Genomic DNA, 25,901 nt, shown 5'->3' with positions numbered 1-25,901 from the left:
ACCACCACCCATCACAGAGGCAACGGCGGCGCGCTGGCGCGGGGTCAGCGGAGTGAGTGCCAGGCGCTCACCGGCTCGGCGGCCAGCGGCACGGGCGGCGGCGATGACGGGATCGTGGCCGTCTGCCTGCGGCGAAGGAGTGGAGCCCTGATCGAGGCGAGGGTGGTCGAGCGCGGATGCGCGGGGGACGTCGATAACGACAGACATCGGAAGTCCTCAGACATGAGTATCTTCCGGTTCCCCGCCACGGTAATTGGGCTGTTTGACCGGCTACTCATCCGGGAGCAGAACCCCGCGCTTCTAAGTCGCGGCCCCGGTGGGATCTTCTTGTCTGCAACCATTCTCCCATGACTCGACTCACCAGTGCAATGACGAGTCGAGTCATGAGTCAGTCGCTTCTCGGCTCGATCCGCACGAGATCGGGGTCGAACTTCACGTGACCCGGCATTATGGGCTCGATGGTCACCGTCACCAGCTCGTCCACGAGCATCCGGCGACGGTCCATGTCCAACGCCTTCCACTTCGACTCGACGACCTCACGACGCTCCGCGGTGCCGACCGCCTCCTCCACGCCCGCCAGCAGCTTCGCCGCCACCGACACCGAGCGGTCCAGCAGCTCCGTGTCGATCTCATCGATGCGGGCCTTCACGTCGTTGATCGCCGCGGTGATCTCCAGGACCGGCTGATGGATGTCGCGCAGCAGCGGGCTCAGCTCTTTCACACGCTCGACCAGGGCGTTCCGCTCGGTCAGCAGTTCCTCGCGATCCGGCCCGTCGTCCTCCTGCGGCATCACGAGGTCGTGCACGTCCACGGACGACAGGCGCGTGAGCACCGCCTCGGTGACCATCGCATCGACGGGCTCGCGCTGGCGGGTGAGGTGGAACTGCTCGCCACAGCGGTACGTCGGCTGCTTGCGGCTATTTGTCCCCGAGACGAGCGTCGCGCCGCACTTCCCACAGAGGCCGATCGTGGACAGGAGGTACTTCGGCTGATTGCCCTGCCTCGCCGACCTCCGCACGTTGTCCTCCAGCTTCGCCACCGCGGCCCGCCACGTCTGCTCGCCGACGATGGGCGGGAACGCCTCGCCCTGCACCGGGTACAGCTCGCCGGTCTTGTAGTGGCGGATGAAGCCAGCGTAGAGCGAGTTCGCCAGCAGGTACCGCACGGCATCGACGGAGAACTCGGACCCGCGCGCGGTGAGATGACCGGCGTTGTTCAGGTCCTCTCGGATGCGCCGGATCGACAGCGATGGCTCGCCGAGGAACGCGTCGAAGGCCCGCCGGACGGCGGCGGCCTCCTCCTCGATCACTTCGCCCTCCCTCGTCCAGCCGAACGCCTTCCATGTGGACGCGGGGATGCCCTCGGCACGTCGGCGCTCGTTCGACCTGATCTGCCGCTCCGCCTTCCGCCGTGCCTCGAACCGGGCGAGTGCTGCGAGCATCGTCGCCCGAAACTCTCCATCTGCTGTCGAGAGATCGATCTCGCCGTCCACTGTGACGACGCGCAGGCCGAGGTCGATCAGCGTGTTGAGGTCCTTCGTGCTCCGCAGCAGTCGGTCCATGTCCACGGCGACGACCATCGAGAACCGACCTGCTCGGGCGTCGTCCAGCATCTCGGCCCAGCGGGTACCAGCTCGACGCTTCTTCGTCGCCGACACCGCGTTGTCCTCGTAGACCTCGACCACGGTCCAGTCCTTGGCCTCGGCCAGTGCCCTGATCTTCCTCAGTTGCGTATCGACCGTCCAGCGGTCGCCCTTGCGGTCCATGGAGGCGCGGACGTAGGCCGCCACCTCGTTCGTCTTCCTCAGCGCTACCAGTTCGACCATGCAACCAAGCTTACGTGGACGAGTGTTGTAACCACGATATGCGCTATGAGAATCCGCTGTACATGGCCGAGGAGGCCGGGATCGTGGACGCGGTCTCCAATGGCCGCCTGCAGCTGGGCATCAGCCGCGGCGCGCCCTCTGCCGTCGTGGATGGGCCGCAGCAGTTCGGCTTCGAGCTGCCCGAGGGGCAGGACTGGTCGCAGAACACCCGGGAACGGGCCGAACGCTTCCGGACCGCCATCGCCGGGCAGGGCATCGCCCATCCCAGCCAGGGTGATGAGCTGGTGCCGATCGCGCCGGTCTCCCCGGGGCTGAGCAACCGGATCTGGTGGGGCGCGGCGACCATCGGCTCGGGCGTCTGGGCCGGCCAGGAGGGCATGAACCTGCTCTCCTCCACGCTGCTGCTGGAGGATGACGGGCGCCCCTTCCACCTGACCCAGGCCGATCAGCTCAAGCAGTACCGGCAGTCCTACGCGGACTCCGGGCACAGCACCGGCGGGATGACCGCGGTGACCCGCAGCGCCTTCCCGGTCATCACCGACCTGGACGAACTGTATTTCGGGCGGCGCGAGGCCGGGGACTCGGTGGGGGTGCTCGACGGACGCCGGGCCCGCTCCGGACCCACCTATTCCGGGTCGCTGGATGAGCTGGCCGAACAATTCGACCGGGATGCGGCCATGAACGAGGCCGACTACCTGCTCTTCGCCCTGCCCAACCAGCTGGGGGTGGAGTACAACGAAGAGGTCATGACGAACCTGAGCCAGGTGGTGCGCCAGCTCGGCTGGAAGTAGCGCCCAGGCCCACGCCGGAGGCCTGAAACAACAGCGGGACCCGAATGTTCGGGTCCCGCTGTTGTTCTCCTGCCTCCGGGCAGCCGGAGCTAGGCGTCGGAGGCCAGGATGTGGGTGGTGGAGATGACCGTGGCCTGCTCCACCCCGGCCAGTGCGTCCACCAGGGAGGAGAGCACGAACATCGAGGAGTCGACCTCCAGTTTCACCGGGTACTGGTGGATCAGCATCGCCACCATGTCCCGCACCGCCTCGGCCACGTCCTCGTCGCTGAACGCCGGGTTGTGCCCAACCAGCACGTCGCTGGGCGCATTCTCCCGGGCCGGGAGGTAGCTGACCGCGAAGGCCAGGATGTTCCCGCCCTGGGCCTTGGGCCGGTCGCGCAGCACCAGGGCGGCCTGCGCCCCGGTGTGCTCATCAAGCAGCATCCGCTGCGCCGAACCCAGCGTCATCTGCGCCGGGTCCCACTGGTGGGTGGCGTTGTAGAAGTCCATGACCAGCTTGGTCAGCTCCACGCTGCCGGTGGCCAGGTCCTCGATCACCCGCTCGTTGGTTTCAAAGTCCGGTTCGGCCAGCGCCCCGGGCTCCAGGATCACATCGCGGGACACCTGGATCTCCTTCAGCCCCAGTGCCGCGCAGAACCCGGCGGCGGCCTCGGCCGCGTCCCCCGGGGTCACCGTGTAGCGGGCCTTGAGCTCGCCGGGCTGGTCGCCCGGGATGAGTGCGCGCAGCCGCCGGACCAGTTCCCGGCCAATGCCCTGCCGGCGGTTGGCCGGGGCGATTTCCACGAACAGCCACAGCCGCTGCGGGTGCAGGGAGGAGGCGAACACCACCCCGGCGCCCACGGCCACGTCCTGGACGGTGGCCACCAGGCAGCGGGAGAACGGCGCGTCGGAGTCCGCGCGCAGCATGGTGCGGTCCTGGTGGGCCTGCGGGGAGCGCGGGTCGCCGAAGACCTGCAGCAGCTGCAGGTCATCGCCGGCACGCCAGGGGCGGAAGTTCACCTCTGCCATTGCCCTAGGCCCCGTTCAGCCGCTCGGACAGGTAGGTGGTGACCTTATCCAGCGCGATGCGCTCCTGGGCCATGGTGTCGCGTTCGCGGATCGTCACGGCCTGGTCCTCCAGGGTGTCGAAGTCCACGGTGATGCAGAACGGGGTGCCGATCTCATCCTGGCGGCGGTAGCGGCGCCCGATCGCCCCGGCGTCGTCGAAGTCGATGTTCCAGCGGCGGCGCAGCTCGCTGGCCAGCTCCTTGGCCTTCGGGGACAGCTCGGCGTTGCGGCTCAGCGGCAGCACGGCGGCCTTGACCGGGGCCAGGCGCGGGTCGAGCTTGAGCACCGTGCGCTTGTCCACCCCGCCCTTGGTGTTCGGGGCCTCGTCCTCGGTGTACGCGTCGACCAGGAAGGCCATCATCGAACGGGTCAGCCCGAAGGACGGTTCGATCACGTACGGGGTGTAGCGCTGGCCGGTGGCCTGGTTGAAGTAGCTCAGGTCCACGCCGGAGGCCTTGGTGTGCGAGGCCAGGTCGTAGTCGGTGCGGTTGGCCACGCCCATCAGCTCACCCCACTCCGAGCCGGCGAAGCCGAAGCGGTACTCGAAGTCGATGGTCGCCTCCGAGTAGTGGGCGCGTTCGTCTTCGGGCACGTCGAAGCGGCGCAGGTTCTCCTCGTTGATGCCCAGGTCCAGGAACCAGTTCCAGCAGGTCTCCACCCACGCGTCGAAGTGCTCCTTGGCCTCCTCCGGGGCGGTGAAGTACTCGATCTCCATCTGCTCGAACTCGCGGGTGCGGAAGATGAAGTTGCCCGGGGTGATCTCGTTGCGGAACGCCTTGCCGATCTGCCCGATGCCGAACGGCGGCTTCTTGCGGCTGGCGGTGAGCACGTTGGCGAAGTTCACGAAGATGCCCTGCGCGGTTTCCGGGCGCATGTAGTGCAGCCCGGCCTCGTTGTCCACCGGGCCCAGGTACGTTTTGACCAGGCCGGAGAACAGCTGCGGTTCGGTGAACTGGCCCTTGGTTCCGCAGTCCGGGCAGGCGATCTCGCTCATCCCGTCCTTCGGGGCGCGGCCCTTCTTAGCCTCGAACGCCTCGATCAGGTGGTCCTGACGGTGGCGCTTGTGGCAGTTGGTGCACTCCACCAGCGGGTCGGTGAACGTGGCCACGTGCCCGGAGGCCTCCCAGACGGCCTTGGGCAGGATGATTGAGGAGTCCAGGCCCACCATGTCCTCGCGGCCGCGCACGAATGCCTGCCACCACTGGCGCTTGATGTTCTCCTTCAGTTCCGTGCCCAGGGGCCCGTAGTCCCATGCGGAGCGGGAACCGCCGTAGATTTCACCGGCCTGGAAGACGAAACCGCGCCGCTTGGCGAGGGAAATGACTTGATCAAGCTTGGACTGTGGCGCCATATCAACTCCATGGGTACTCACGAGGCCGCTGGTTGCGGTCCGCAGGGGGAAAAACATACCCTCCCAGCCTATCCTCCCCATCCCCGGGGCACCGCATTGAGTAGCTCACGTGAGATGTGGAACTCACCTTCCGGGCCGCGGTGCCCCGCCCGGCGCCGGGATGGGCGAGAATGGAGGCATGAGCAGCGAAGAGATCTTCCCCATCCAAATCCGCGACGAATCCATCCGCCTGGGCCAGCTGCTGAAGCTGGCGAACCTGGCCGAGGACGGCCTGGATGCCAAGGAGCTGATAGCCGAGGGCCTGGTCACCGTGGACGGCCAGGTGGAGACCCGGCGCGGCGCCCAGCTGCGCGGGGGCGAAACCGTGTGCGTGCACGGGCAGTGCGTGCAGGTGCAGCGCGCCGGTTAGCTGCGGCTACTTGGCCTGCTGGAGCACGTGGGCGCGCAGGAACGCGCTGACGTCGGCCAGCTCCTCGGCGCACACCGAGTGCTGGATCTGCGGGTAGGTGTGGTGGGTCAGCTTAGCGTGCTGCTGCACCCAGCCCATGGTGTACTCCACCTTCTGCGGGGTGATCACCGGGTCGGCCACGTCCCTGCCCCAGAACAGCGGCAGCGGGTCGGCCTTGAGCTTGGCGTCGTCAAAGACCTGCGAATCCGGCGCCTGGACCACAAATCCCGAGAGGCCCACCACCGCGGTGACCGCCTCCCGCCGGTAGCGGGCCAGCGAGGTCGCCATCGCCATGCCCTGGGAGAAGCCCAGCAGGCTGAGCGAGGAATGCTGCTGCAGCTGCGGGGCCAGGAACTGCCACAGCGCCTGGACGCTGGTCTCCACCGCATCCAGCGAATAGTCGATGTCCTGGTTCAGCGGGAACCAGGAGTATCCGGGGCCGGCGGGCAGCGGGGCGCGCACCGAAAGATAGGTGAATTCCTCGGGCAGCAGGCGCAGCAGCCCCATCAGGTCCTGTTCATTGGAGCCATAGCCGTGCAGCAGCACCAGCAGCGGGGTGCCGGCCCGCTCGGTTTCGGAACGGGAAATCAGGGCAACGGGGGCGGAAGTCATCGGGTCCATAATGCCCACCAGCCTAGCGCAGCCCGGGATCGGGGCCCGGCCATTGACTGTAGGTGACTGACTAGTAACATACTGTGTGTGTCACAGAATCCAGACGTAGAACCAGCCAGCACCGGCAACCCCGGCCCCCATCCCTGGCGCCGCTATGTGGCGCTGGGTGATTCCTTCACCGAGGGCATCGGGGACCCGGATGAGAACAACCCGGGACGCCACCGCGGCTGGGCCGACCGGGTGGCCGAACAGCTCAGCTCCAGCGTCGAGGACTTCGCCTACGCGAACCTGGCCATCCGCGGACGACTGATCGCCCAGATCGTCGAGGAGCAGATTGACCCGGCGATCGCCCTAAAGCCCGACTTGATCAGCATCTGCGCCGGCGGCAACGACGTGCTGCGCCCCGGCGGGGACCCGGACCGGATCGCCGAGCAGCTCGATGCAGCGGTCGGGGCCCTGGCCGCCTCGGGGGCCACCTTGCTGATCTTCAACGGCCCGGACATCCGTGACACCCCGGTGCTGGGCGGAATCCGCGGCCGGGTGGCGATCTACAACGAGAACATCCGTACCGTGGCCGCCCGCCATGATGCGATCGTGGCCGACATGTGGGCGCTGCGCGAACTGCACCACCCGGCCATGTGGTCCGAGGACCGGCTGCACTTCTCCCCGCTCGGGCACCAGCGGATTGCCGCGATGGCCCTGGACGCGCTGAACGTGCCGCACACCCTGGATCTTGAGGTGAACTTCGAGCCGGACACCCGCACCTGGCGCACCGCCCGGCTGGAGGACCTGCATTGGGCGCGTGAACACCTGGCCCCGTGGGTGCTGCGCCGGCTGCGCCACCAGTCCTCCGGGGACGGGATCACCCCCAAGCGCCCGGAACCCACCCCGTTCACCGAACCGGCCCCGAACGAATCCCTGGGCGCCGGGAAGTAGCTGCCGCCGGCGCCAGCCGGCAGGCGAATGCGAAAAAGTCCTGCCGGGCACCTTTTGGAAGGTGCCCGGCAGGACTTTTGCCGGTTTACCCGGCCTTTAGCCGCCGGTGCCCGGCCGCTGGTTGGCGGGCACCGTTCCGGCGCCGGCCCCGGCCTCCGCGTTCGCGGGCGGCGCGGGTTGCGGGCGGGTGACCAGCGCCCCGGCCACGGCGGTGAGCGAGGCCAGCAGCCCGAGGCTGGAATACATCTCCCAGCCCCAGGGCCCGGAATTGAAGATCTTCCCGGCCACCAGGATCGTCCAGGCGTAGGAGGAGAGCGAGAACGCCAGCACCAGCACCAGGCACAGGCCCCGGCCCAGGGCGCGGGCGATCCCGCGGCGGCGCCAGGCGGCCACCCACACCACCGGCAGCCCCAACGCGATCCACACCCAGTGGTGGAACCAGGACACCGGGGAGATCGCCAGCATCACCAGCGCGTTGACGCTGATCGCGGCCAGCACGTCTCCGCGCCGCTGCGCGAGGCGGATCGCCGCGTACCCCAGGAGCACCATGCCCAGGCAGGCCGCCGCCCAGGCCAGCTTCTGGGCGCTGCCCTCGAGCCCAAGGTGGAACAGCAGCGAGTTCAGCGACAGGTTGTACATCGCGGCCGGGTCCCCGACCCGGGTGGCCGATTCCAGCAGCGAGGACCAGAACGTCATCGACTCGCCTCCGGCCACCAGCCAGCCGATGGCGATGGTGGCGGCGAACCCGCCGGCCATCCCGAACAGCGACCGCAGATCCCGGCGGGCCAGGAAGATCAGCCCGAATGCCAGGGGCGTGAGCTTGATCCCGGCGGCCACCCCGATCAGCACCCCGCGCGGCAGCCAGCGGCCCGGGCGCACCACGTCGATCACGATCAACGCCATGATCATCGCGTTGATCTGCCCGAAGTCCAGGCTGTCCCGCCAGGGCCCGCTCACCCCGATCAGCGTGATGGCCAGCAGCACCGCCAGGCCGCGGCGGAGCTGGGTGTGGGCGAACCAGCCCAGCGCCCCGTGGCGGTGCATGTAGCCGACCGCCAAGAGCGCGGCCCCCACCAGGCACAGCAGCGTGGTGGCGGTGATCAGCACCATGCCCAGCGTCGCGGGCAGCAGCGCGAAGGGCAGGAACAAGGCGGCGGCGAACGGCGGGTAGGTGAACGGCAGGCCCCGGGTGCCCAGCTCCTGCGGCATCGGGTCATACAAGGAACGCTCGTTCAGCCCGGCGAACAGCACCTTCGCCCCTTCGCGGTACACCCGGAAGTCCAGCCCGTACAGCGGGGAGGCCAGCAGCACGATCCCCAGCGCGGCGGCCAGGCCCAGCAGGAACCAGGGCCGGCGGAACAGGGACAGCCACTGGCGCGGCGTGATGGAGGCTTGAAATCCAGGATTCTCTAAAGGCACCCGATAAGTCTATGGGGGTCCGCCCCCGCGGTGGGCCGCCCACCGCGGGGACGGCACCGCCGCCGCACGATCCGGGCCCTTTAACGCAGTGCGCGCCGGGACATCCACCGCATACTGGTGGATGTCCCGGCGCGCGCAAAAAAGCTGCTGCGTCGCAGGGCGGCTAGGCGAACACGCGCTCGGCCAGCACCCCGGCCAGCTGCACCGCGTCGGTCAGGAACCCGTCGTGGCCGATCGGCGAGTCGATGTAGTGCACCGGCGCGGCGCCGGGAATCAGCGCGGCCAGCTGCTCGGACTGCTCGGGCAGGTAGAGCCGGTCGCTGCGCACCGCGGCGATCACCGTGTTCACCCCGGCCAGCCGGGCCAGGGCGTGCTCCAGCGAGCCGAACCCGCGGGCCACGTCGTGGCTCATCAGCGCCTCGGTGAGCACCAGGTAGCTGTTCGCGTCAAAACGCCGGGACAGCTTGGCCGCCTGGTGGTCCAGGTAGCTTTCGACCATGTAGCGTCCGCGCGGCCAGCTGGCCGATCCCAGCGGGTCCTCCTGGCCCTGCCCCCTGCGTCCGAAGCGCTGCTGCAGCTCGGCCTCGGAACGGTAGGTGACGTGCGCCAGGCGCCGGGCCACCCCGAGCCCGGCGTCCGGCGCCCGCCCGGTGTGGTAGTAGTCCCCATTGGCGAAGTGCGGGTCCAGCCGGATCGATTCGCTTTGCACCTGGGCGAAGGCGATCTGTTCGGCGCTGGCCTGCGCGCAGGCGGCCATCACCACCAGGTTGCGCACCCGGTGCGGGTAGAGCACGGCCCACTCCAGGGCCCGTGCCCCGCCCATCGACCCGCCGATCACCGCGTGCCAGGTCTCGATCCCCAGCGCGTCGGCCAGCCGGGCCTCCAGGTGCACCGAGTCCTTGATGGTGGTGAACGGGAAACGCGAACCCCAGGCCCGCCCGTTGGCGTCCAGGCTGCCCGGCCCGGTGCTGCCGTTGCAGCCGCCGACGATGTTCGCCGCCACCACGTGGTAGCGGTTGGTGTCGATCGGCTTGCCGGGGCCCACGAAGTCCTCCCACCAGCCGTCGAAGTCCGAGTCCCCGCGGCTGACGTGGGCATCGCCGGTCAGCGCGTGGGTGATCAGCACCGCGTTGGAGCCCTGTGCGTCCAGTTCCCCCCAGGTTTCGTAGGCCAGCTCCACCTGCGGCAGGTAGCCGCCGGTTTCAAAGCCATACTCCCCCACCGCCGCTCGGCGCCTCATGCCGTGCACGGCGGTGCGGGTGGCCGGCCGCCCGGTCCTTGCGATCGCAGTCATCGGCTTAGCGCGCTTCGGCCAGGGTCTCGTCGGTCTGGCGGGCGGCCACGGCCGCGAAGCCCAGTTCCAGGTCGGCCAGGATGTCCTTGACGTTCTCCAGCCCCACGCTCAGGCGCACCAGCCCCGGACGCACCCCCGCGGCCAGCTGCTCGGCGTCGCTGAGCTGGGCGTGGGTGGTGGAGGCCGGGTGCACCACCAGGGAGCGCACGTCCCCCAGGTTGGCCACGTTCGAATGCAGCACCAGCGCATCGGCGAACGCCTGGCCGGCCGCGGCCCCGCCGGCCACGTCGAAGGAGACGATCGCGCCCACCCCGTTCGGCCCGTACTTGCGTCCGCGTTCGTACCACGGGGAGGAGGGCAGCCCGGCGTAGGAGACCTGCTGCACCTGCGGGTGCGCCTCCAGCCAGCGGGCCACCTGGACCGCGTTGGCCACGTGGCGCTCCATGCGCAGGGACAGGGTTTCCAGGCCCTGGGCGATCAAGAACGCGTTGAAGGGGGACACGGCCGAACCCAGGTCGCGCAGCAGCTGCACCCGCGCCTTGAGGATGTAGGCCAGGTTCGCCCCCAGTGCGCCGTCCACGCCCAGGTCGCGGGCGAAGACCAGGTTGTTGTAGGACTCATCCGGGGTGTTGAAGCCCGGGAACTTCTGCGGGTCGGCCCCGAAGTCGAAGTTGCCCGAATCCACGATCACCCCGGCGATCGCGGTGCCGTGCCCGCCCAGGTACTTCGTGGCCGAGTGGATGACGATGTCCGCGCCGGACTCGATCGGGCGGATCAGGTAGGGGGTGGACAGGGTGTTGTCCACCAGCAGCGGCACGCCGGCCGCGTGGGCGATGTCCGCGATCGCCGCAATGTCCAGCACGTCCTGGCGCGGGTTGGAGACCACCTCGCCGAACAGCGCCTTGGTGTTCGGGCGGATCGCGGCGCGCCACCCCTGCAGGTCGTCCGGGTCGGCCACGAAGCTGACCTCGATTCCCAGCTTGCGCAGCGTGTGCTTGAACAGGTTCTGGGTGCCCCCGTAGAGGCTGGGGCTGGCCACGATGTGGTCCCCCGCCTCGGCCAGGTTCAGGATCGCGAACGTGGTGGCCGCCTGCCCGGAGGCCAGCAGCAGGGCGCCCACCCCGCCCTCCAGGCTGGCGATCCGGTTCTCCACCGCCTCCTGGGTGGGGTTGCCGATGCGGGTGTAGATCGGACCCAGGTCCTGCAGCGCAAAGCGCTCGGCCGCGGTCTGCGCGGTGGGGAATTCGAAGGACGTGGTCTGGTAGATCGGCAGGGCCCGGGCCCCGGTGTGCGGGTCCGGGCTTTGCCCGGCGTGGATCTGACGGGTCTCGAATGACCAGTTTTCGCTCATGGTTTTCCTCCCATAGTTCGTTGACTATTCGGGGGTACACCACTGAAATTCACCCTAAGAGGCCGGTGGCCGGTGAGTTCTCAGGGTGTAACCCGCGCTTGTCCTTGGCACACCTAGGTGTGCAGGGCCAGGTCTTCACCCGGGGCACCCCACCGCGGTTGGAGGGTTGCCGCCCAGCAAGCCGGGGCTCGTAGCTGGGACTCATGACCTGCCACCAGTGTGCCGCAGGCGCGGCGGACGATGCAATCGGCGCTGCGTCCGCGGCGTCGCAATCGGTCACACAACAGCGCACCCCTTGCGCCGCACTTGGCACGTTCGGGCCGGAACGTCAACACCTGGAGAAATAATTAGGCGACCCTAAGTCGAGACTTGGATCACAAAAATGGCATGATGATCGCATGATGAGGCTAGATCACGTTTCGTATGCATGTGGCCCCGATGGGCTGATGGAAACCGCCGAACGCATCTCCCAGACCCTGGGCCTGGAGTTCGTCAAGGGTGGGATCCACCCACGATTCGGAACTCGCAATGTAATTTTTCCGCTGCAGCACAACCAGTACCTGGAAGTCGTCGAGGTGCTGGACCACCCGGCAAGCCTCAAGGCCCCCTTCGGGCAGGCCGTGCGCGCCCGCTCCGAACTGGGCGGGGGATGGATGGGCTGGTGCGTGTCCCTGGATGAGATGGGCCAGGCCGAGCAACGGCTGGGCCGCCAGGCCGTGCCGGGCAACCGCAAGTTCCCCGACGGGCGCGAACTGACCTGGCAGCAGATCGGCATCAAGGGCCTGATCGCCGACCCGCAGGTGCCCTACCTGCTGCGCTGGGACGACGGCACCGAGGACCTGCACCCTTCCCGCGCCCTGGACCCGGTGGGCTTCATCGATGAGATCACCATCGCCGGCTCCCGCGACCGGGTGCTGGAGTGGCTGGGCAAGCCCGATGAGGTGCAGCTGGGCGAGGTCACCATGAGCTACCAGTCCCCCAACGGGACCCCGGGCATCCTCTCGGTCACCTTCCAGACCCCCAAGGGCGAGGTCGTGCTGTAGCCAAGGACGCACGGATATAGGGGCAGGGCGTGAACCGCGAGGGTTCGCCCCCTGCCCCTGATCCGTTAACCCGCCGGCGCCGCGGCGCAAAGGCCGGGCGGCCGGCTCAGCCGCCGATCCCGATCGCCGGACCGATCAGCGCGAAGCCCACAAAGCCCACCGCGTCGAGCAGGAAGTGCGCGATCACCAGCGGCATCACCCGCCCCCACCGCAGGTACACCCAACCGAACACGGCGCCCATCACCGCGTTGCCGATGAACGGCCCGAATCCCTGGTACAGGTGGTAGCTGCCGCGCAGCAGCGCCGACCCCAGAAGCAGCGCCCAGGGGGCGATCTTCAGCGCCCGGCCGTGGGCGAAGAGGAAGGCCAGCATGAGCACCTCCTCCAGCACCGCGTGGCGGGCCGCGGACAGCAGCAGCACCGGCACCGTCCACCAATACCCCTCCAGGTTCGCCACCGACAGCGCGGTGGTCAGCCCCAGCGCCCGCCCCACCGCGTACAGGCCCAGGGTGCCCAGCCCCATCGCCAGGAACAAGCCGGCGCCCCAGGCCGCGTCTCGGCCGGGCCGGCGCAAATCGAACCCCACCTGCCGCGGCCCGAGCCCCAGACTGCGCGCCATGAAGTACAGCGCCAGCGCCACCGGCACCAGGGCGAAGGCGATGTCCAGCAGCTGGTAGGTCAGATCGAACCAGGGCCGGGCGCTGAGCGGGTTGTTCATCGAGGTGGTCTGCTCACCCAGCGGCGCGCGGGTCACCTTGTCCAGGAAGCTGACGATCGAATACACCGCGCTTTGGCCCAGCGACAGCGCCAGCACCAAAAAGATCTCGAATTTCAGCGGCCCCGCCTGCCGCGGGCCGTCTGCCAGATTGCTTTGCACCCCTTGATCCTATGCGTGCCCGCTGTGCCTGGGCTGAAGCACCGCGGTGGCTGCGATAGCGTTGGAACCGCTCGGCCCGCAGGTCCGGGCGCCGCCCCGCCCACCACATACCAAGGGAGAACCCGTGAGTCGAGCCGCCACCGATGCCGAGCTGGCCCTGGCCCGGCGCCTGGCCCCGCAGCTGTCCTGGCAAGGGGCCCGGGTGGAGGAAGGCGGGCAGTTCCACCGGGTGCTGCTGGGCAACGAGCAGGCGGTGATCCGCATGGCCCGCACCCCGCAGGCCAGCGCGGCCATGCCCCGCAGCGTGGCCCTGCACCGGGCCGTCTCCGAACGCCTTGCCTGGCAGGTGCCCACCGCGCTGGGCCCGATCGCCACTGACGCGCAAGGGCTGGCGGCGGTGGCGATGCGCTACATTCCCGGCACCGCGCACCCACCGCACCGGGGCGATGCGTGCATCCTGCGCCGGGTGGTCGATGCCCTGGCCGAGGTAGAGCTCGACACGCTGCGCCCGCTGCTGGCCGAACCGTTCGCGTTCGGCGGGCCGTGGACCACCGAGCGCCGCCAGGCCAGCCACGATGCGCTGCCGCTCGAGCTGCGCCCGGCGGCCCTCACCCTGTGGGAGCAGCTGCCCGAACTGGCCCAGGTGCCCCCGGGCCTGGTGCACGGGGACCTGGCCGGGCACAACATGCACTGGGTCGACGGGGAGCTGATTGGGATCCTGGACTGGGACCTGGCCGCGGCCTGGGACCCGGCGCTGAACACCGCCTACTTGTGCCTGTGGCACGGCCAGGACCTGATCGACCAGGTCGCTCCGGATCCCGGGCAGGCCCGCCGGGCCAGGATCTGGCTGGGGCTGATGAGCCTGGAGCGCTTCAGCGACGCCATTGCGCGCACCGATCATCCGCGGCTGGACAAGCTGCTGCGCAAAATCGGCCCGCGCCTGCGCATGGCGGCGGCCGCCGCCGCACGCGGCTAGGCCCCACGCCGGGCGGTGCGCCGCGCAGCGGGCGGCACCCTAGGCGGTGAGCACCTTCAGCCCGGCCGCATCCAGGGCCGCAAGCTGGCCGGCATCCAGCTGCCGGTCGGTGATCATGCCGGTGAGGTTAGCGGTGTCCAGGATGACAAAGGAGCGGGTGCCCACCTTGGAGGAGTCCAGCACCAGGTAGCTGTCCCGGGACTGGGCGACCATCAGCTCGTTGACCGCCGCCTCCATCTCATCCGAGACCATCGGCCCCAGCCGCGGGTCCAGCCCGTTGACCCCCACGAAGCACAAATCCATGGTGATCTTGCCCAGCGCCGCCTGCGCCATCGGCCCGACCAGTTCATAGGACCGGGCATTGAGCACCCCGCCGGTGACCATCACCCGGATGTGCGGGCGCACCGCCAGCAGCCCGGCAATGTTCACGGCGTTGGTCACCACCGTCAGGGTGATGCGCCCCGGCTCCCCGATCAGGTCCTGGCGCATCCCCAGCTCGTGGGCGATCGCCTTGGTGGTGGTCCCGCCCGAAAGCCCAACCACCATGTCCGGGCGCACCATCGCCGCCGCCGCCCGGGCGATCTGCGCCTTCTCATCGTCGCGCGAATCGTTCTGGTAGCGGGCGGGCAGGTCGTAGGCCACGGTGCTGGAGACCGCCCCGCCGTGGGTGCGGGTGAGCAGGGAGGCCGCCGCCAGCGAATCCAGGTCACGCCGGGCGGTGGCCGCGGATACCCCCAGCTGCTCCACGATCTGCTCAACATCGATCTTCCCGTGCCGGGCCAGCAAATCCAGCACGTGGTTCAGCCGCTCCTCGCGCTTCATTCTCCCTGGTTCCTCCTGCCGCCCTGCCTGCGATCGGGCGCCGCCTGCCGCCCCCGGCGGGGACACGCGCCCGTTGATTAAGTCAACACCGCACCGGCGCCAACTGCCAAAAGCGCGGCGCCGCGCCGGTCACGCTACTTCACGGCACCGGCCGCCAACCCGCCGATCAGCCGCTTTTCAATCAACGCGAACAGGATGATCACCGGCACGATCGCCACGATCGAAACCCCGAACACGTACTGCCAGGCGGTGGCGTACTGCCCGATGAACTTGGTCAGCGCCACGCTCAGCGGCTGGTTCTCGGCGGTGGACAGGATCACCAGGGAGGCGGCGAATTCATTCCAGCAGGAAATGAACGTGAAGATCACCGCGGTCACGATCCCGGGCCACACCAGCGGCAGGTTGATGGTGAACAGCACCCGCAGCTTCCCGGCCCCGTCAATCTGCGCCGCCTCGTCAATGGAACGGGGCACCGCGGCGAAGAAGGAGTGCATGATCCACACCGCGAACGCCAGATTGAACGCGGCGTTGATCAGGATCATCGCCAGCCACGTGTCGTGGATGTTCCAGGCCAGCATCTGCTTGAACAATCCCGCGGTGAGCACCGCCGGCTGCAGCATCTGGGTGACGATCACCAGGAACATGAACACCATCTTGCCCGGGAACTTGAACCGGGCGGTGAAGTACGCGGCCGGGGTCGCCACCAGCAGCACCAGCAGGGTCGCAAACACCGAGATCACGATCGTGGAAACCAGGTTGTAGGGCACCGGGGTCTCCGGGGTGTCCCACATCGAGGCGTAGTTCGACCACTGCGCCCCGGCCTGGGGCAGATAGGAGGGCGGAATGGAGAGGATCTCGCTCTGGGTCTTCAGCGAACCGATGAACATCGTCGCGTACGGGATCAGGAACAGGGCCGCGATCAGCAGCCCCACGACCATGCGGGTGATGACCACCTTGCGCGGCGCGCGGTCCGCGGCGTCCAGCAGTGCCACCTCAGACCTCCTTCATGGGCTTGACGGTCTTGACGTAGATCGCCACGATGAGCACCACCACCGCGAAGTTCACGACCGACAGGGCCGAGGAGATGTCCAGGCGCCGGTCGAACTGCAGCACCTTGAAGATGTAGGTCATCAGGGTGTCGGCGTTCGTTCCGGGGATCGAACCGGTCATCACCTTCAGGATCGGCAGGTTGTTGAATACGTTGATGATGTTGATCAGCACCGAGACCGCCAGCGCGGAACGCAGCTGGGGCAGGATGACGAACAGGTAGGTCTGCCAGCGCCCGGCCCCATCCACGCGGGCCGCCTCAAGCGTCTCCTGGGGGATTGACTGCAGCCCGGCCAGCAGCGTGTAGGTGGTGAACGGGATCGACACGAAGATCGCCACGATCACCGAGACGAACATCGCCGGCACCGCGGACTTCGTCCAGCCGAACCCCTCATCCAGGACCCCCACGTCCATCAGGAACTTGTTGAAGATCCCGTAGTTCGGGTCCAGGCCGTAGTAGAACACGGTGGTGGTCATGACCACCGACGCCGCCCAGGGCACGATCACGGCCATGCGCACGATCGTTCGTCCCGGGAACGGCTTGTTCAGGAACTGGGCCAGTGCCAGGGAGAGCAGCACGGTGATTCCCACGACGGAAACCACCCACACGAAGGTGTTCAGCAGGATTCGCGGCAGCGCCGGGTCCTGGAAGACGGTCACGAAGTTTGCCAGCCCCACCGAATGCAGGTCCGTGCCGACCTGGGAGATCTTGCGGGTGGAGTTGAAGATCATGTAGCCGGCCGGGAAGGCGACCATGGCCAGGATCAGCAGCAGCGCCGGGCCGATCCACGGCAGTGAGCTGAAGAAGGACTGGTTCCCACTGGTGGGCCGGCGTTTGGCCGGCTCAACCGCAGTGAGCACGGGTGGTGCACTCATGGTTAGCTCCTTGGTCCCCTCCCGCCGGCGCCCTGGCAGCCGGGGCGGTGCAGCGGGCGGTGGCGGTTGCCGATGCCGGTAGGGCGGGCCGGTGGCGGGATGGGGAATCGACAATGGCGGAGGCCTGGTGTTGCGAGCGCCGGGCCTCCGCCATGGATCGGTGTGGTTTGCCGCCGGTTAGCGTGCGGCGTCGGCCTTGGCCTGGATCGACTTCAGCACGTCCTCGGCCGACTTGCCGGTTCCCAGTTCACCCATCAGGGACTTGAACGCACCGTCGGTGGCGTTCCAGGCCGGGTTGGTGGTCGGGTAGAACACGGCGTTGGGCAGCAGGTCCAGGAACGGCTTGAGCGTTTCATCCCCGGCCATGGCCTCGGACCCCGACTTCGTGGTGGGCAGGAAGCCCTCGGTGGAGACCCAGTCGGTGTAGACCTCGGAGGAGAAGAAGTAGTCCATGAACTCGCCTACCGCTTCCTTCTTCGCCTCATCGGCGCTGAAGGACATCAGCCGGTCGGCCACGCCCAGGGTGGCCGGGTCCCCGGTCTTGGTGGCCACCGGCGCGATGCCGTAGTTCAGGTCCGGGTTCTCGTCCTCGATCTGGCCCACGGTCTGCGGCAGGCCGTAGGCGAAGCCGATCTTGCCCTGGATGAAGGTGTTGAGCATCGGGGTGCGCTGGGTCGCACCCGGGTCCTTCTGCGTCACCCCGTCATCGATCATCTTCTTCATGAACTGCGCGGCTTCCAGGTTGGCCGGGGTGTCGACCTGGATCTGTTCGTCGGTGCCGAAGTTGCCACCGTTGCCGGCGAACCAGATCAGGCTCTCGCCCTGGGCCTCTTCACTGCCCAGCGGCATACCGTAGCCCGAGGCCTTGGTCTTTTCGCTGATCTTCTTGGATGCCTCATGCAGTTCATCCCAGGTGCCGGGCACCTGGGAAACCCCGGCCTCCTCCATCAGGTCCTTGTTGTAGAACAACGCGCGGGCCGAGGCAATCAGCGGCAGCCCGTACTGGGTGCCCTCGTACTTCTCGGCCTCGGCGAAGCTTTCCTGGAAGTCGGCCAGGGTCTCCTGCGAAGCGATGTCGCTGGCCGGGGCCAGCAGTTCCTCGGCGGCGAATTCGGCGAACGCTCCGCCGTTGTAGATATCCGGCGCCTGGTTGCCCTGCAGCTTGGTCTTCAGCACGCTTTCGATGTTTTCCCAGGACTGCACCTCGAGGTTCACGGTGATGTTCTCGTGTTCGGCTTCGAAGTCCTTGATGACCCCTTCCCACAGGCCCTTGGTGCCGGTGGAGTAGGTCGGGACCAGCATCTGCAGGGTCACGGCCTCCCCGCCCTCGCCCCCGCCGCCTTCGGCGGGCTTGTCGGAAAATCCGCAGCTGCTCAGGGCCAGGGCCCCGATGGCAGACAAAGCCAGCAGTGTTGTCCGTTTGGTGCGTTTCATTGCCAGTCCCCTGCGATGCGAGTGAGTGATTCTAGATTTTTTGTACTGAAATAAATCAGTAAAAATCAGGTTACTCACGATTATGAGATGTTATCTATCTCACGTCAAGGGTTCGGTGTTCCATTCCGGCAACTGGCGCACCAAAGAATCAGAACTGCTCACGCGCCCGCGAAGAGGCCCAGCAGCCGGGCAGCTTCCCGGGACAACGCCGAGCGTCCCGCCGCCAGGTACTTGCGCGAATCGACCCCGGCGGGGTTCTCATCCAGCCATTGGCGCACCGCTCGGGTGAAGAAGCCGTTCAGGTGCGTGGAGACGTTGATCTTGCGCAGCCCGGCGCGGATGCCCTCCTGCAGGACGGCATCGGGCACCCCTGAGGAGCCATGCAGGACCAGCGGAACCTCCAGGTGCCGCGCCAGCCGGTCGATGAGCTCCAAGTCCAGGTTGGCACTGCGTTCGGTCATGGCGTGCGAGGATCCCACGGCCACCGCCAGGGCGTCGACCCCGGTGCGCTGCACGAACAGCGCGGCCTCCTGCGGGTCGGTGCGCACCCCGGGGGCGTGGGCCCCGTCCTTGCCGCCGATCTCCCCCAGCTCGGCCTCGACATAGACCCCGGCCTCGCGGGCCGCGGCCACCACCCGGGCGGTGGCGGCCACGTTCTGCTCGAATTCCAGCTTCGCCCCGTCAAACATCACCGAACCGAAACCCAGCTCGATCGCCTGGTAGGCCAGGGCCTCATCCTCGGCGTGGTCCAGGTGCAGCGCGATTTCGGCGCTGGACTCCTCGGCCAGCGCCTTGCAGGCCAGGGTCAGCGGCGCCAGTGAGCCGTGGTACTTCATGCAGTTTTCGCTGATCTGCAGGATCACCGGCACGGCGGCCTGCTCGGCGGCGGTGATCAGGGCCTGCGCGGTCTCCAGGTGGATGACGTTAAACGCGCCCTGCCCGCGCGCCGCGCGAACGGCCTGGTCCATGATCTGGGCGGTGGGTACAAGTGGCATGCGGTTCCTTAGTGGTGTGCGTCGGTGGACAGGGTTTGGCAGATGACCTCCCGGGCCAGCTGCTGGTAGCTGGGGTGCACCGCCCCGGCGGTGGGCATCAGCACCGTGGCCGCGGACCAGGCCACGGCCCGGCGCAGCGTCGGCTCGATCTCCAGGCCCTGCAGGGCGCTGGCCGCCAGCGCGGCCACCGCCGAATCCCCGGCCCCGGTGGGGTTGCCGCTCAACGCCTGCGGCAACAGTGCGTGGGTCACCGGTTGCGAAGGGGCGAAGTGGTAGAGCCCGTCGGCCCCGGCGCTGGCGAAAACGGCGGGGGCGCCCAGCTCCAGCAGCTGCCGGGCCCCCTGAGACAGGCTGCTGCACCCGGTGGCCTCGCGCAGCTCATGCTCATTGGGCTTGAGCACCGCACCGGCCCGGGCGGCCTGCAGCAGCGCCTCGCCGCTGGCATCGGCCAGCACCCACACCCCGGCCCGCCGGGCCGCGGTGATCAGCCGCGGCAGCAGGTCCGCGGGGGTGTGTGGGGGCCAGGACCCGTTGATCGTCACCGCCCGGCAGGTGGGCAGCAGCCGAATGAACTCGTTTTCCAGCGCCTGGATGTCCTCCTGGCGCAGCGGCTCACCGCTTTGGTTGAACAGCGTGGTGGTGTTGGCCTGCGGGTCATGGAACGCCATCGAACGCCGGGTCTGCCCGGACACCGGAACCGCGTGGTGGGCCAGGTGTGCGGCCCGCAGTTCGGAGCACAGCGCCTCGCCGCTGGTCCCGCCGCTGGGAAAAAGCGCCAGGGCGCGGTAGCCGAGCTGTTCAAGCACCCGGGCGACGTTGATCCCCTTGCCCCCGGCCCGCCACAGCGGCATCGGCACTCGGTGGCTGGTGTCCAGGGTGATCCCGGGAACCTGGTAGCTCTCGTCGATCGCCGGGTTGGGGGTAAGCGTCAGGATCATGGGGTCCCTCCCGTGGTGGTGGTCTGGCGGGCCAGCAGCCAGGCGCCCTGCAGCCCGGCGTCGGCGCCCAGGGCGGCCGGAACCAGGCGCGGGCGGCGGTGGAAGGACAACCGGCGTTCCAGCGCCTGGCCCAGTTCGGCAAAGAAGGGAGGGCCGGCCTGGGCCAGTCCCCCGCCGATGACAATCCCGTAGGGGGCGGTGGTGGCGCACAGCTGGGCCAGGGTGAAGCTCAGCGCCTCGATGGCCTGCTCGATCACCTGCCCGGCGATGCTGTCCCCGGCCGCCCGGGCGGCGAACACCTGCTCTGCCCCGGGCACGGCGCTGGCCTGCTGGCTGTAGAGCCGGGCAATGGCCCCGGCCGAGGCGATGGTTTCCAGGCAGCCGGTGGCCCCGCACTTGCACGGCAGCCCGCCGGGCACCTGGGCGTGGCCCAGTTCCCCGGCGTACCCTTCGGAGCTGACCACCTGCCCCTCGACCACCAGGGTGGAGGCGATGCCGGTGCCGATGATCAGCAGGGCACTGTTGCGGCGCAACTGCGGGTCCTGGGCCCCGGCGCCCAGCTCCAGTTCGGCGCGGGCGGCGGTGGCCACATCGTGTCCGAAGCCGACCGGCAGGCCCAGCGCGTCCTGCGCCATCTGGCGCAGCGGTGCATCCACCCAGCCCAGGTTCGCCGAATAGCGCCCGATGCCGGCCGGGGCGTCGACCAGCCCGCACACGGCCAGGCCCACCGCCCGCGGCGGCTCGTGCGCGGTCTGGCGCAGCGTCCCGGCCAGGGTGGCCAGCTGTTCGATCAGCACGGCCGCCGGATCCTCGCCCGGTGCGGCGATGGCCGTGGGCTGGCGCCGCACGTGGTGCAGCTGGCCGCCGGCGTCGGCCAGGCCCGCCTTCACATCGGTGCCGCCGACGTCGAAGACCAGGTAGTGCCCGGTACCCATTTGCTAGTGCTCCAGGATGACCGAACGGGTCAGGTTGCGCGGGGTGTCCGGATTCATTCCGCGCGCGCGGGCCCGGTCCAGGGTGACCTTGTGGATCTGGGCGAGCTCGGCCAGCGGATGCAGGTCCCGGTTCAGGTAGAGCGCGCCGGTGGGCGCCAGCTGCTGGTCCAGGCCCTCGGGCTGCTCCCCGAGCATCCAGGTCACCCGGTTCGCAGCGGCGATCGAGATCGGGCCGTGGCGGTAGTCCATGGCCGGGTAGGCCTCGGTCCAGCCCTGCACGGCTTCACGCATCTTCAGCGCCGCCTCATGGGCCAGCCCGACGCTGTAGCCGCGGCCCAGGAAGGTGAACTGCTCCGCGTCGATCAGCGCCTGCTCGGTTTCCTGCCCCAGCAGCTCGGTGGCCTGGGCGATGGCCGGCTCCAGGTCCATCCCGGTGCTGGAGAGCAGGTAGGCCAGGGCAGTGGTGGCGAAGCGGGTCTGCACCACCGACTGCTCATCGGCGTACGGCAGGGCGATCATCGCATCGACCTTGGAGGCGATCGGCGAGTCGATGTCACCGACCAGGGCGATGGTGCGCAGCCGGCCGCCGAACCGCTCCAGCAGGTCCAGCACCTCGGAGGTGGTGCCGGAGCGGGTGATGGCCACCAGCGCATCGTAGTCGCGCGTGGCCAGCGGGGCCTCGGAGGCGGCGAAGGCGTCGGTCACGCCCAACCCGGCGGCCTCACGGGCCGCCGCATAGGCTTCGGCCATGAACCAGGAGGTGCCGCAGCCCACGACCGCGACCTTCTGGCCGGGGGCCGGCAGCAGGTCCTCGGCCTGCTGCTGGCTGACCGCCCGGGTCCACATCTCCGGCTGCGAGAGCAGTTCGGCTTCCATATGTGCCCCGGGCACAGTGTTCTCACTCATTGTTCTCCACCTTTCAGGCACGATTCTTCCGCAGAGCGTGCAACTCACCTCAGTGATGCTTATTTATGATTGTTTCTACCGTTTAACAATCAGAAACGATCTAAGACGAGTATACGTCGTACTTCCGCGCAAGGAAAGGCATGCACCGCCCACCCGCCTGCCCGCCCTGCCCGCAGCACGGGTCATCCAGCGCCCCGGCACCCGGGACGCGGTACCCCCGGCGCTAAACTAATCCCATGCCCAGCACCAGTTTTGTCATCTTCGCGCCCCTGCACACCGACGGATCCCACGTGCCGGACGGGGCGCTGGCCGTCACCGGCGAGCGCATCGCCTTTTCCGGCACGCGCGCGCAGTTCCTGGCCCGGGCCGATGCCGCGGCGTTCACCGTCCGGCCGGTGCCAGAGGGCGCCCAGCTGCTGCCCGGGCTGATCGACCTGCACTGCCACGGCGCGGTGGGTGCCGACTTCCCCAACGCCCAGCCGGGCCCCGTGGCCCAGGCCATCGACTTCCTGCACCGCGCCGGAACCACCACGCTGCTTGGCTCCCTGGTCACCGCGGAGCGCGGCACGATGCTGCAGGCCGCGGCCACCCTGGCCGACTTCGTCGAGGCCGGGCTGCTGGCCGGCATCCACGCCGAGGGACCTTTCCTCTCCGAGGCGCGCTGCGGCGCGCAGGATCCGCGCTACCTGGGCGATCCCGATCCCCGCTTCGTTGCCGATCTGGCCGCCGCCTGCCGCGGCACGCTGCGCACCATGACCTACGCCCCGGAACGCGCTGGCAGCAGCGAGCTGATCGGGCAGCTGGTCGACCTGGGCGTGCTGCCCTCCCTTGGACACACCGATTCGAGCACCGCGCAAGCCGCCAACTCGCTGCGCCACGCCCACCGCCGGCTGAGCGCCCACGCCTCGATGCCCTCCACCCCCACGGTGACGCACCTGTTCAACGGCATGCCGCCGCTGCATCACCGCAGCCCCGGGCCGCTGGCCGCCTGCCTGGAACAGGCCCGGCAGGGCCAGGCGGTGGTGGAGCTCATCGCCGACGGGGTGCATCTGGACCCGGACACCGTGCGCATGGTGTTCACCCTGGTGGGGGCCGCGAACATCGTGCTGGTCACCGATTCGATGGCCGCCACCGGGCTGGCGGACGGGAACTATGAGCTGGGCCCGCAGCAGGTCACCGTCGCCGACGGGCAGGCCCGGCTCAGCTCGGACGGCTCGCTGGCCGGGGGCACCGCCACCCTGCTGGATGTCGTGCGCCGGGCGGTGGCCGGTGGGGTGCCGCTGGAGCAGGCCCTGCTCTCCGCGACGGCGGTCCCGGCCCGGTTGCTGGGCCTGCAGGACACCGCCGGTGCCCTGCGCAGCGGACGGAGCGCCGATGTGCTGGTGGTCGACCAGGACCTGGAGCTGCTTCAGGTCTTCCGCCAAGGACGACCGCTCTAAGCACGCACCCTGCCCCGGCCAAAGGCCGCCGCGCACCGATTAACGCGAACCGGCGCCCACGCCCCTGAAGCACAGGGGTGTGGGCGCCGGTTTCCTTGGCTGCCGGGCTTAGCTCAGCGCGGCGATCGCGGCGTCGTAGTCCGGTTCGGTCTTGATCTCCGGAACCAGCTGGCTGTAGATCACCTTGCCCTCCTCATCCAGGATGATCACGGTGCGGGCCAGCAGGCCGCGCAGCGGGCCGTCGGCCTGGGTGACGCCGTAGTCCTCGCCGAAGCTGGAACGGAACGCCGAGGCGGCGACCACGTTCTCCAGGCCCTCGGCACCGCAGAAGCGGCCCAGGGCCATCGGCAGGTCCTTGGAGGCGCACACCACGGTGGTGTTCTCCAGGCCCGAGGCCAGTTCGTTGAAGCGGCGTACGCTGGCGGCGCAGACGCCGGTGTCCACCGACGGGAAGATGTTCAGCACGACGCGGCGGCCGGCCAGGGACGCGCTGGTCACGTCCTGAAGATCGGTGCCGGTCAGGGTGAATTCGGGAGCCTTGGCGCCAACGGCCGGCAGCTCGCCTACGGTCTGGACTGGGTTTCCATCAATTGCAGTAGTAGCCATAGTCCTTGTCTATCATGAAGCCGGTCACACGCCGCCGGATTTCGGCGAACATGACATGAATTCCGCTCTTGGCGTGCACCGGGGCCCGCCGGCTCATCCCGTTGCTCCCGGACACCATTGAGGCACCGCCGCCCTCGCGCGGCACCGCCCGCCTGGTCCAGCCACGTCTCTTCCGGCGCCGGAAGGCGTTTATCCCCAACCCGCCGCTTCTTGGAAGCCCCGACGTTGGGCGGCACCGAGACTGGGTCCATGAACACCATCTCCCTGGCCTCCGCAATGGAGGCGCTGCGCCGGGCCGCTGCGGCCGGCGGTTCCCGATTATCGGGGCAAGTGCTGGCCGAAACGGCACGGCTGAATCTGGAAATCCTGGACAACGTGCTGCAGGCGGCCACCCACCGTTCCGACCCCCGCGTTGCCGCCGAAATGGGCAGCATAGTTGAAAGCCTCTCGCACCGCATCAGCCGCGCCCGGCTGGAGCTGGCCCTGCTGGCCGAAGCCACCGGTGCCCACACACTGGACCTGGAAGAGTACGACGACCTGCGCGAGGGCAGGACCGACTACTCGCGGCCGGCCAGGTATGCCGCCGGCCGGCCCTGCTACAAGACCACGGCGGATTTCCTGGCCGCCTGGTTGCGAATCACCTATTTCGAGGCCGAGGGCATGCTCAATGACGCGCACCTGGTCATCGGGCGGGTCACCATTGCCGGAACGCTCACCACACCGCGTTTCGAGCAGTTGGGCACCACCTACCAGGATCCCGCGGTTGATCCGCGCGCGACCCTCCAAACGGCCCGCAGCCTGAACAGGCTGGAGCCCAAGGACACCATCGGCGAGGGAGCCCCCTTGCCGCCTGCCGCCCGGCAGCAAGATGGGCCGTCGCTGGAAGAACGCGCGGTGCAGATCCTGGAGGGCAATGAGCCGCGCACCGCGAAGAAGCAGGTGAACGAACTGGTCAAGAAGTACAAGGAGGAAAACGCCGAGGCCGCCACCCCGGAACTGGGGTTGTTCAAACGCCGCAGCATCAACGGGGTCGACGAGTACGTCCTGCGGGTGCGCGGCTCCGATGCCGGCTTCATGCGCTCCCTGGTGGCGCAGGCCGACAATCCCCGGACCAAGGCCGGTGCCGCAGCCCGCACCCGGCAGCCGGATGAAGAGAACTTGGCCGGACGGGAAGCGAATCCGGCAGTGGACAGCACGCAAACACCCAGCTGGCTGCAGCCCACCGATCCCCCTCCCCCGTGGGCGGTGGACGAAACCGGGGAAACAGGATCTGCGGCCGGGCCAACTGGTGCCCAGATTCCGGAGAATACCGAGGGCCTTTCGCCGGCCGAACAGATCGATCTGCAGGTTCCGGTCCCCATGCGGCGAATGAACGCGATGATGACCCTCATTCGGCAGAATGGTTCGGGAACCGCCAAGACCAAGGCCATCCGACCGCAGCTAATGGTCTTCATGCAGCTCGATGACCTGCGGGATCTGGCGACGGCCCATGGAATCACCACGCACGGCGTGAGGCTCACTCCGGGCGAGCTGCGACGACTGCTAACTGAAGCCGACATAATCCCGGTCGTGTTTGGCGGTGAGAGCCAGATATTGGATCTGGGCAGGGCCAGCCGCTTCTACCCCGACTACCTCCGCGATGGGATCATCTGCCGGGACAAGGGCTGCATCGTTCCCGGGTGCACCGAACCACCGGAAAACTGCGACGTCCACCATTTCGAGGGCGGGGGCTGGAAGGGCGGGTGCCGGACCAGGATCGGTTCCGGGTCGCTGATGTGCCGCAATGACCACACTGCGGAGCAGGCTGGGATCATCAAGGTCGTCAACTACAAGGGACTGCCCCACGTGATCATGCCAAAGCACATCGACCCCACCCAAACCCCGCAGCGCAACACCTACTGGGACAACATCTAAGGAGCTTGCGATGCGAG

The 25,901-nt window shown here is 68.5% G+C and carries 24 protein-coding genes and 1 riboswitch; of the genes, 7 read left to right on the top strand and 17 right to left on the bottom strand.

What is annotated here, in order from left to right; translation table 11 throughout:
• Nucleotides 1-388: 388 nt before the first annotated feature.
• Complete coding sequence (locus AC6I21_RS03850; RefSeq protein WP_068256110.1) at nucleotides 389-1,825, bottom strand: recombinase family protein; 1,437 nt, start codon at nucleotides 1,823-1,825, stop codon at nucleotides 389-391.
• A 38-nt stretch (nucleotides 1,826-1,863) separates the two neighbouring features.
• Here AC6I21_RS03850 and AC6I21_RS03845 point away from each other — a divergent pair, with 38 nt between their 5' ends.
• Entirely contained in the window at nucleotides 1,864-2,616 is a 753-nt protein-coding gene (locus AC6I21_RS03845; protein WP_138175226.1) for an LLM class flavin-dependent oxidoreductase, read from the top strand.
• 89 nt (nucleotides 2,617-2,705) lie between these two features.
• On the opposite strand, the gene AC6I21_RS03840 is transcribed toward AC6I21_RS03845, so the two are convergent.
• Nucleotides 2,706-3,626, bottom strand: coding sequence for a GNAT family N-acetyltransferase (locus AC6I21_RS03840; RefSeq protein WP_138175228.1), 921 nt, complete (start codon nucleotides 3,624-3,626; stop codon nucleotides 2,706-2,708).
• A 4-nt stretch (nucleotides 3,627-3,630) separates the two neighbouring features.
• Complete coding sequence (locus AC6I21_RS03835) at nucleotides 3,631-5,016, bottom strand: glycine--tRNA ligase (protein WP_138175230.1); 1,386 nt, start codon at nucleotides 5,014-5,016, stop codon at nucleotides 3,631-3,633.
• Between the two features lie 178 nt (nucleotides 5,017-5,194).
• Between AC6I21_RS03835 and AC6I21_RS03830 the strand changes: the two genes are divergently transcribed.
• Complete coding sequence (locus tag AC6I21_RS03830; RefSeq protein ID WP_138175232.1) at nucleotides 5,195-5,425, top strand: RNA-binding S4 domain-containing protein; 231 nt, start codon at nucleotides 5,195-5,197, stop codon at nucleotides 5,423-5,425.
• Between the two features lie 6 nt (nucleotides 5,426-5,431).
• Here the strand turns inward: AC6I21_RS03830 and AC6I21_RS03825 are convergent, their stop codons facing one another.
• Nucleotides 5,432-6,085 (bottom strand): alpha/beta hydrolase, encoded by a 654-nt coding sequence (locus AC6I21_RS03825; RefSeq protein ID WP_138175235.1) that lies wholly within the window; start codon nucleotides 6,083-6,085, stop codon nucleotides 5,432-5,434.
• A 78-nt stretch (nucleotides 6,086-6,163) separates the two neighbouring features.
• On the opposite strand from AC6I21_RS03825, the gene AC6I21_RS03820 reads away from it, so the two are divergent.
• A complete protein-coding gene (locus tag AC6I21_RS03820) occupies nucleotides 6,164-7,012 on the top strand; it encodes an SGNH/GDSL hydrolase family protein (protein WP_138175237.1) in 849 nt (282 codons plus the stop codon).
• A 96-nt stretch (nucleotides 7,013-7,108) separates the two neighbouring features.
• Here AC6I21_RS03820 and AC6I21_RS03815 read toward each other — a convergent pair whose 3' ends face one another.
• The 3 genes from AC6I21_RS03815 to AC6I21_RS03805 all read right to left on the bottom strand — a co-directional run bounded on the left by AC6I21_RS03815 (nucleotide 7,109) and on the right by AC6I21_RS03805 (nucleotide 11,076).
• The gene (locus AC6I21_RS03815; protein WP_138175239.1) at nucleotides 7,109-8,431 is read right to left on the bottom strand and encodes a glycosyltransferase 87 family protein; all 1,323 of its coding nucleotides are present in this window, start codon (nucleotides 8,429-8,431) and stop codon (nucleotides 7,109-7,111) included.
• A 163-nt stretch (nucleotides 8,432-8,594) separates the two neighbouring features.
• Complete coding sequence (gene metX / locus AC6I21_RS03810) at nucleotides 8,595-9,725, bottom strand: homoserine O-acetyltransferase MetX (protein WP_138175241.1); 1,131 nt, start codon at nucleotides 9,723-9,725, stop codon at nucleotides 8,595-8,597.
• Between the two features lie 4 nt (nucleotides 9,726-9,729).
• Nucleotides 9,730-11,076 (bottom strand): bifunctional o-acetylhomoserine/o-acetylserine sulfhydrylase, encoded by a 1,347-nt coding sequence (locus tag AC6I21_RS03805; RefSeq protein WP_138175243.1) that lies wholly within the window; start codon nucleotides 11,074-11,076, stop codon nucleotides 9,730-9,732.
• Nucleotides 11,077-11,165: 89 nt separating this feature from the next.
• Nucleotides 11,166-11,285, bottom strand: a riboswitch (SAM riboswitch).
• Nucleotides 11,286-11,474: 189 nt separating this feature from the next.
• Here AC6I21_RS03805 and AC6I21_RS03800 point away from each other — a divergent pair.
• A complete protein-coding gene (locus tag AC6I21_RS03800) occupies nucleotides 11,475-12,119 on the top strand; it encodes a VOC family protein (RefSeq protein ID WP_138175245.1) in 645 nt (214 codons plus the stop codon).
• Nucleotides 12,120-12,225: 106 nt separating this feature from the next.
• On the opposite strand, the gene AC6I21_RS03795 is transcribed toward AC6I21_RS03800, so the two are convergent.
• Complete coding sequence (locus tag AC6I21_RS03795) at nucleotides 12,226-12,996, bottom strand: CPBP family intramembrane glutamic endopeptidase (protein ID WP_249354383.1); 771 nt, start codon at nucleotides 12,994-12,996, stop codon at nucleotides 12,226-12,228.
• A 124-nt stretch (nucleotides 12,997-13,120) separates the two neighbouring features.
• On the opposite strand from AC6I21_RS03795, the gene AC6I21_RS03790 reads away from it, so the two are divergent.
• The gene (locus AC6I21_RS03790; RefSeq protein WP_138175247.1) at nucleotides 13,121-13,972 is read left to right on the top strand and encodes a phosphotransferase family protein; all 852 of its coding nucleotides are present in this window, start codon (nucleotides 13,121-13,123) and stop codon (nucleotides 13,970-13,972) included.
• 39 nt (nucleotides 13,973-14,011) lie between these two features.
• Here AC6I21_RS03790 and AC6I21_RS03785 read toward each other — a convergent pair whose 3' ends face one another.
• The 8 genes from AC6I21_RS03785 to AC6I21_RS03750 form a co-directional block, all read right to left on the bottom strand.
• Complete coding sequence (locus AC6I21_RS03785) at nucleotides 14,012-14,794, bottom strand: DeoR/GlpR family DNA-binding transcription regulator (protein ID WP_138175249.1); 783 nt, start codon at nucleotides 14,792-14,794, stop codon at nucleotides 14,012-14,014.
• 134 nt (nucleotides 14,795-14,928) lie between these two features.
• Nucleotides 14,929-15,786, bottom strand: a complete 858-nt coding sequence (locus tag AC6I21_RS03780) for a carbohydrate ABC transporter permease (protein WP_249354385.1) — start codon at nucleotides 15,784-15,786, stop codon at nucleotides 14,929-14,931.
• 1 nt (nucleotide 15,787) lies between these two features.
• Entirely contained in the window at nucleotides 15,788-16,717 is a 930-nt protein-coding gene (locus AC6I21_RS03775; RefSeq protein ID WP_138175251.1) for a carbohydrate ABC transporter permease, read from the bottom strand.
• A gap of 177 nt (nucleotides 16,718-16,894) precedes the next feature.
• Nucleotides 16,895-18,151, bottom strand: coding sequence for an extracellular solute-binding protein (locus AC6I21_RS03770; RefSeq protein WP_138175253.1), 1,257 nt, complete (start codon nucleotides 18,149-18,151; stop codon nucleotides 16,895-16,897).
• A gap of 158 nt (nucleotides 18,152-18,309) precedes the next feature.
• The gene (locus AC6I21_RS03765; protein ID WP_138175255.1) at nucleotides 18,310-19,146 is read right to left on the bottom strand and encodes a class II fructose-bisphosphate aldolase; all 837 of its coding nucleotides are present in this window, start codon (nucleotides 19,144-19,146) and stop codon (nucleotides 18,310-18,312) included.
• An 8-nt stretch (nucleotides 19,147-19,154) separates the two neighbouring features.
• Nucleotides 19,155-20,084, bottom strand: a complete 930-nt coding sequence (locus tag AC6I21_RS03760; RefSeq protein WP_138175257.1) for a 1-phosphofructokinase family hexose kinase — start codon at nucleotides 20,082-20,084, stop codon at nucleotides 19,155-19,157.
• Entirely contained in the window at nucleotides 20,081-21,019 is a 939-nt protein-coding gene (locus AC6I21_RS03755) for an ROK family protein (RefSeq protein WP_138175259.1), read from the bottom strand. Before AC6I21_RS03755 ends, AC6I21_RS03760 begins: the two co-directional genes overlap by 4 nt.
• Nucleotides 21,020-21,022: 3 nt before the next feature.
• Complete coding sequence (locus AC6I21_RS03750; RefSeq protein WP_138175261.1) at nucleotides 21,023-21,925, bottom strand: SIS domain-containing protein; 903 nt, start codon at nucleotides 21,923-21,925, stop codon at nucleotides 21,023-21,025.
• A 236-nt stretch (nucleotides 21,926-22,161) separates the two neighbouring features.
• On the opposite strand from AC6I21_RS03750, the gene AC6I21_RS03745 reads away from it, so the two are divergent.
• Nucleotides 22,162-23,364 carry an N-acetylglucosamine-6-phosphate deacetylase gene (locus AC6I21_RS03745; protein WP_138175263.1) on the top strand — a complete coding sequence of 401 codons (1,203 nt, stop codon included), beginning with the start codon at nucleotides 22,162-22,164 and terminating at the stop codon, nucleotides 23,362-23,364.
• A 108-nt stretch (nucleotides 23,365-23,472) separates the two neighbouring features.
• On the opposite strand, the gene tpx is transcribed toward AC6I21_RS03745, so the two are convergent.
• The gene (gene tpx / locus AC6I21_RS03740) at nucleotides 23,473-23,970 is read right to left on the bottom strand and encodes a thiol peroxidase (protein ID WP_138175265.1); all 498 of its coding nucleotides are present in this window, start codon (nucleotides 23,968-23,970) and stop codon (nucleotides 23,473-23,475) included.
• Nucleotides 23,971-24,219: 249 nt separating this feature from the next.
• Here tpx and AC6I21_RS03735 point away from each other — a divergent pair, with 249 nt between their 5' ends.
• Complete coding sequence (locus tag AC6I21_RS03735) at nucleotides 24,220-25,884, top strand: HNH endonuclease signature motif containing protein (protein WP_138175267.1); 1,665 nt, start codon at nucleotides 24,220-24,222, stop codon at nucleotides 25,882-25,884.
• The last annotated feature ends 17 nt before the right edge of the window (nucleotides 25,885-25,901 follow it).

The organism is Glutamicibacter sp. St.4D3 (assembly GCF_059728615.1).
Note: the sequence above shows the minus strand (reverse complement) of the source record. Positions and strands in the feature narration are given on the sequence as shown.

Excerpts from the sequence above, each read along its gene's own strand:
- AC6I21_RS03785 (WP_138175249.1), bottom strand. The coding sequence starts at position 14,794 with ATGAAGCGCGAGGAGCGGCTGAACCACGTGCTGGATTTGCTGGCCCGG.
- AC6I21_RS03825 (WP_138175235.1), bottom strand. The coding sequence starts at position 6,085 with ATGGACCCGATGACTTCCGCCCCCGTTGCCCTGATTTCCCGTTCCGAA.
- AC6I21_RS03805 (WP_138175243.1), bottom strand. The coding sequence starts at position 11,076 with ATGAGCGAAAACTGGTCATTCGAGACCCGTCAGATCCACGCCGGGCAA.
- AC6I21_RS03735 (WP_138175267.1), top strand. The coding sequence starts at position 24,220 with ATGAACACCATCTCCCTGGCCTCCGCAATGGAGGCGCTGCGCCGGGCC.
- AC6I21_RS03770 (WP_138175253.1), bottom strand. The coding sequence starts at position 18,151 with ATGAAACGCACCAAACGGACAACACTGCTGGCTTTGTCTGCCATCGGG.
- tpx (WP_138175265.1), bottom strand. The coding sequence starts at position 23,970 with ATGGCTACTACTGCAATTGATGGAAACCCAGTCCAGACCGTAGGCGAG.
- AC6I21_RS03830 (WP_138175232.1), top strand. The coding sequence starts at position 5,195 with ATGAGCAGCGAAGAGATCTTCCCCATCCAAATCCGCGACGAATCCATC.
- AC6I21_RS03835 (WP_138175230.1), bottom strand. The coding sequence starts at position 5,016 with ATGGCGCCACAGTCCAAGCTTGATCAAGTCATTTCCCTCGCCAAGCGG.
- AC6I21_RS03800 (WP_138175245.1), top strand. The coding sequence starts at position 11,475 with ATGATGAGGCTAGATCACGTTTCGTATGCATGTGGCCCCGATGGGCTG.
- AC6I21_RS03745 (WP_138175263.1), top strand. The coding sequence starts at position 22,162 with ATGCCCAGCACCAGTTTTGTCATCTTCGCGCCCCTGCACACCGACGGA.
- AC6I21_RS03840 (WP_138175228.1), bottom strand. The coding sequence starts at position 3,626 with ATGGCAGAGGTGAACTTCCGCCCCTGGCGTGCCGGCGATGACCTGCAG.
- AC6I21_RS03760 (WP_138175257.1), bottom strand. The coding sequence starts at position 20,084 with ATGATCCTGACGCTTACCCCCAACCCGGCGATCGACGAGAGCTACCAG.
- AC6I21_RS03750 (WP_138175261.1), bottom strand. The coding sequence starts at position 21,925 with ATGAGTGAGAACACTGTGCCCGGGGCACATATGGAAGCCGAACTGCTC.
- AC6I21_RS03775 (WP_138175251.1), bottom strand. The coding sequence starts at position 16,717 with ATGAGTGCACCACCCGTGCTCACTGCGGTTGAGCCGGCCAAACGCCGG.
- AC6I21_RS03850 (WP_068256110.1), bottom strand. The coding sequence starts at position 1,825 with ATGGTCGAACTGGTAGCGCTGAGGAAGACGAACGAGGTGGCGGCCTAC.
- AC6I21_RS03755 (WP_138175259.1), bottom strand. The coding sequence starts at position 21,019 with ATGGGTACCGGGCACTACCTGGTCTTCGACGTCGGCGGCACCGATGTG.
- AC6I21_RS03765 (WP_138175255.1), bottom strand. The coding sequence starts at position 19,146 with ATGCCACTTGTACCCACCGCCCAGATCATGGACCAGGCCGTTCGCGCG.
- AC6I21_RS03845 (WP_138175226.1), top strand. The coding sequence starts at position 1,864 with ATGCGCTATGAGAATCCGCTGTACATGGCCGAGGAGGCCGGGATCGTG.
- metX (WP_138175241.1), bottom strand. The coding sequence starts at position 9,725 with ATGACTGCGATCGCAAGGACCGGGCGGCCGGCCACCCGCACCGCCGTG.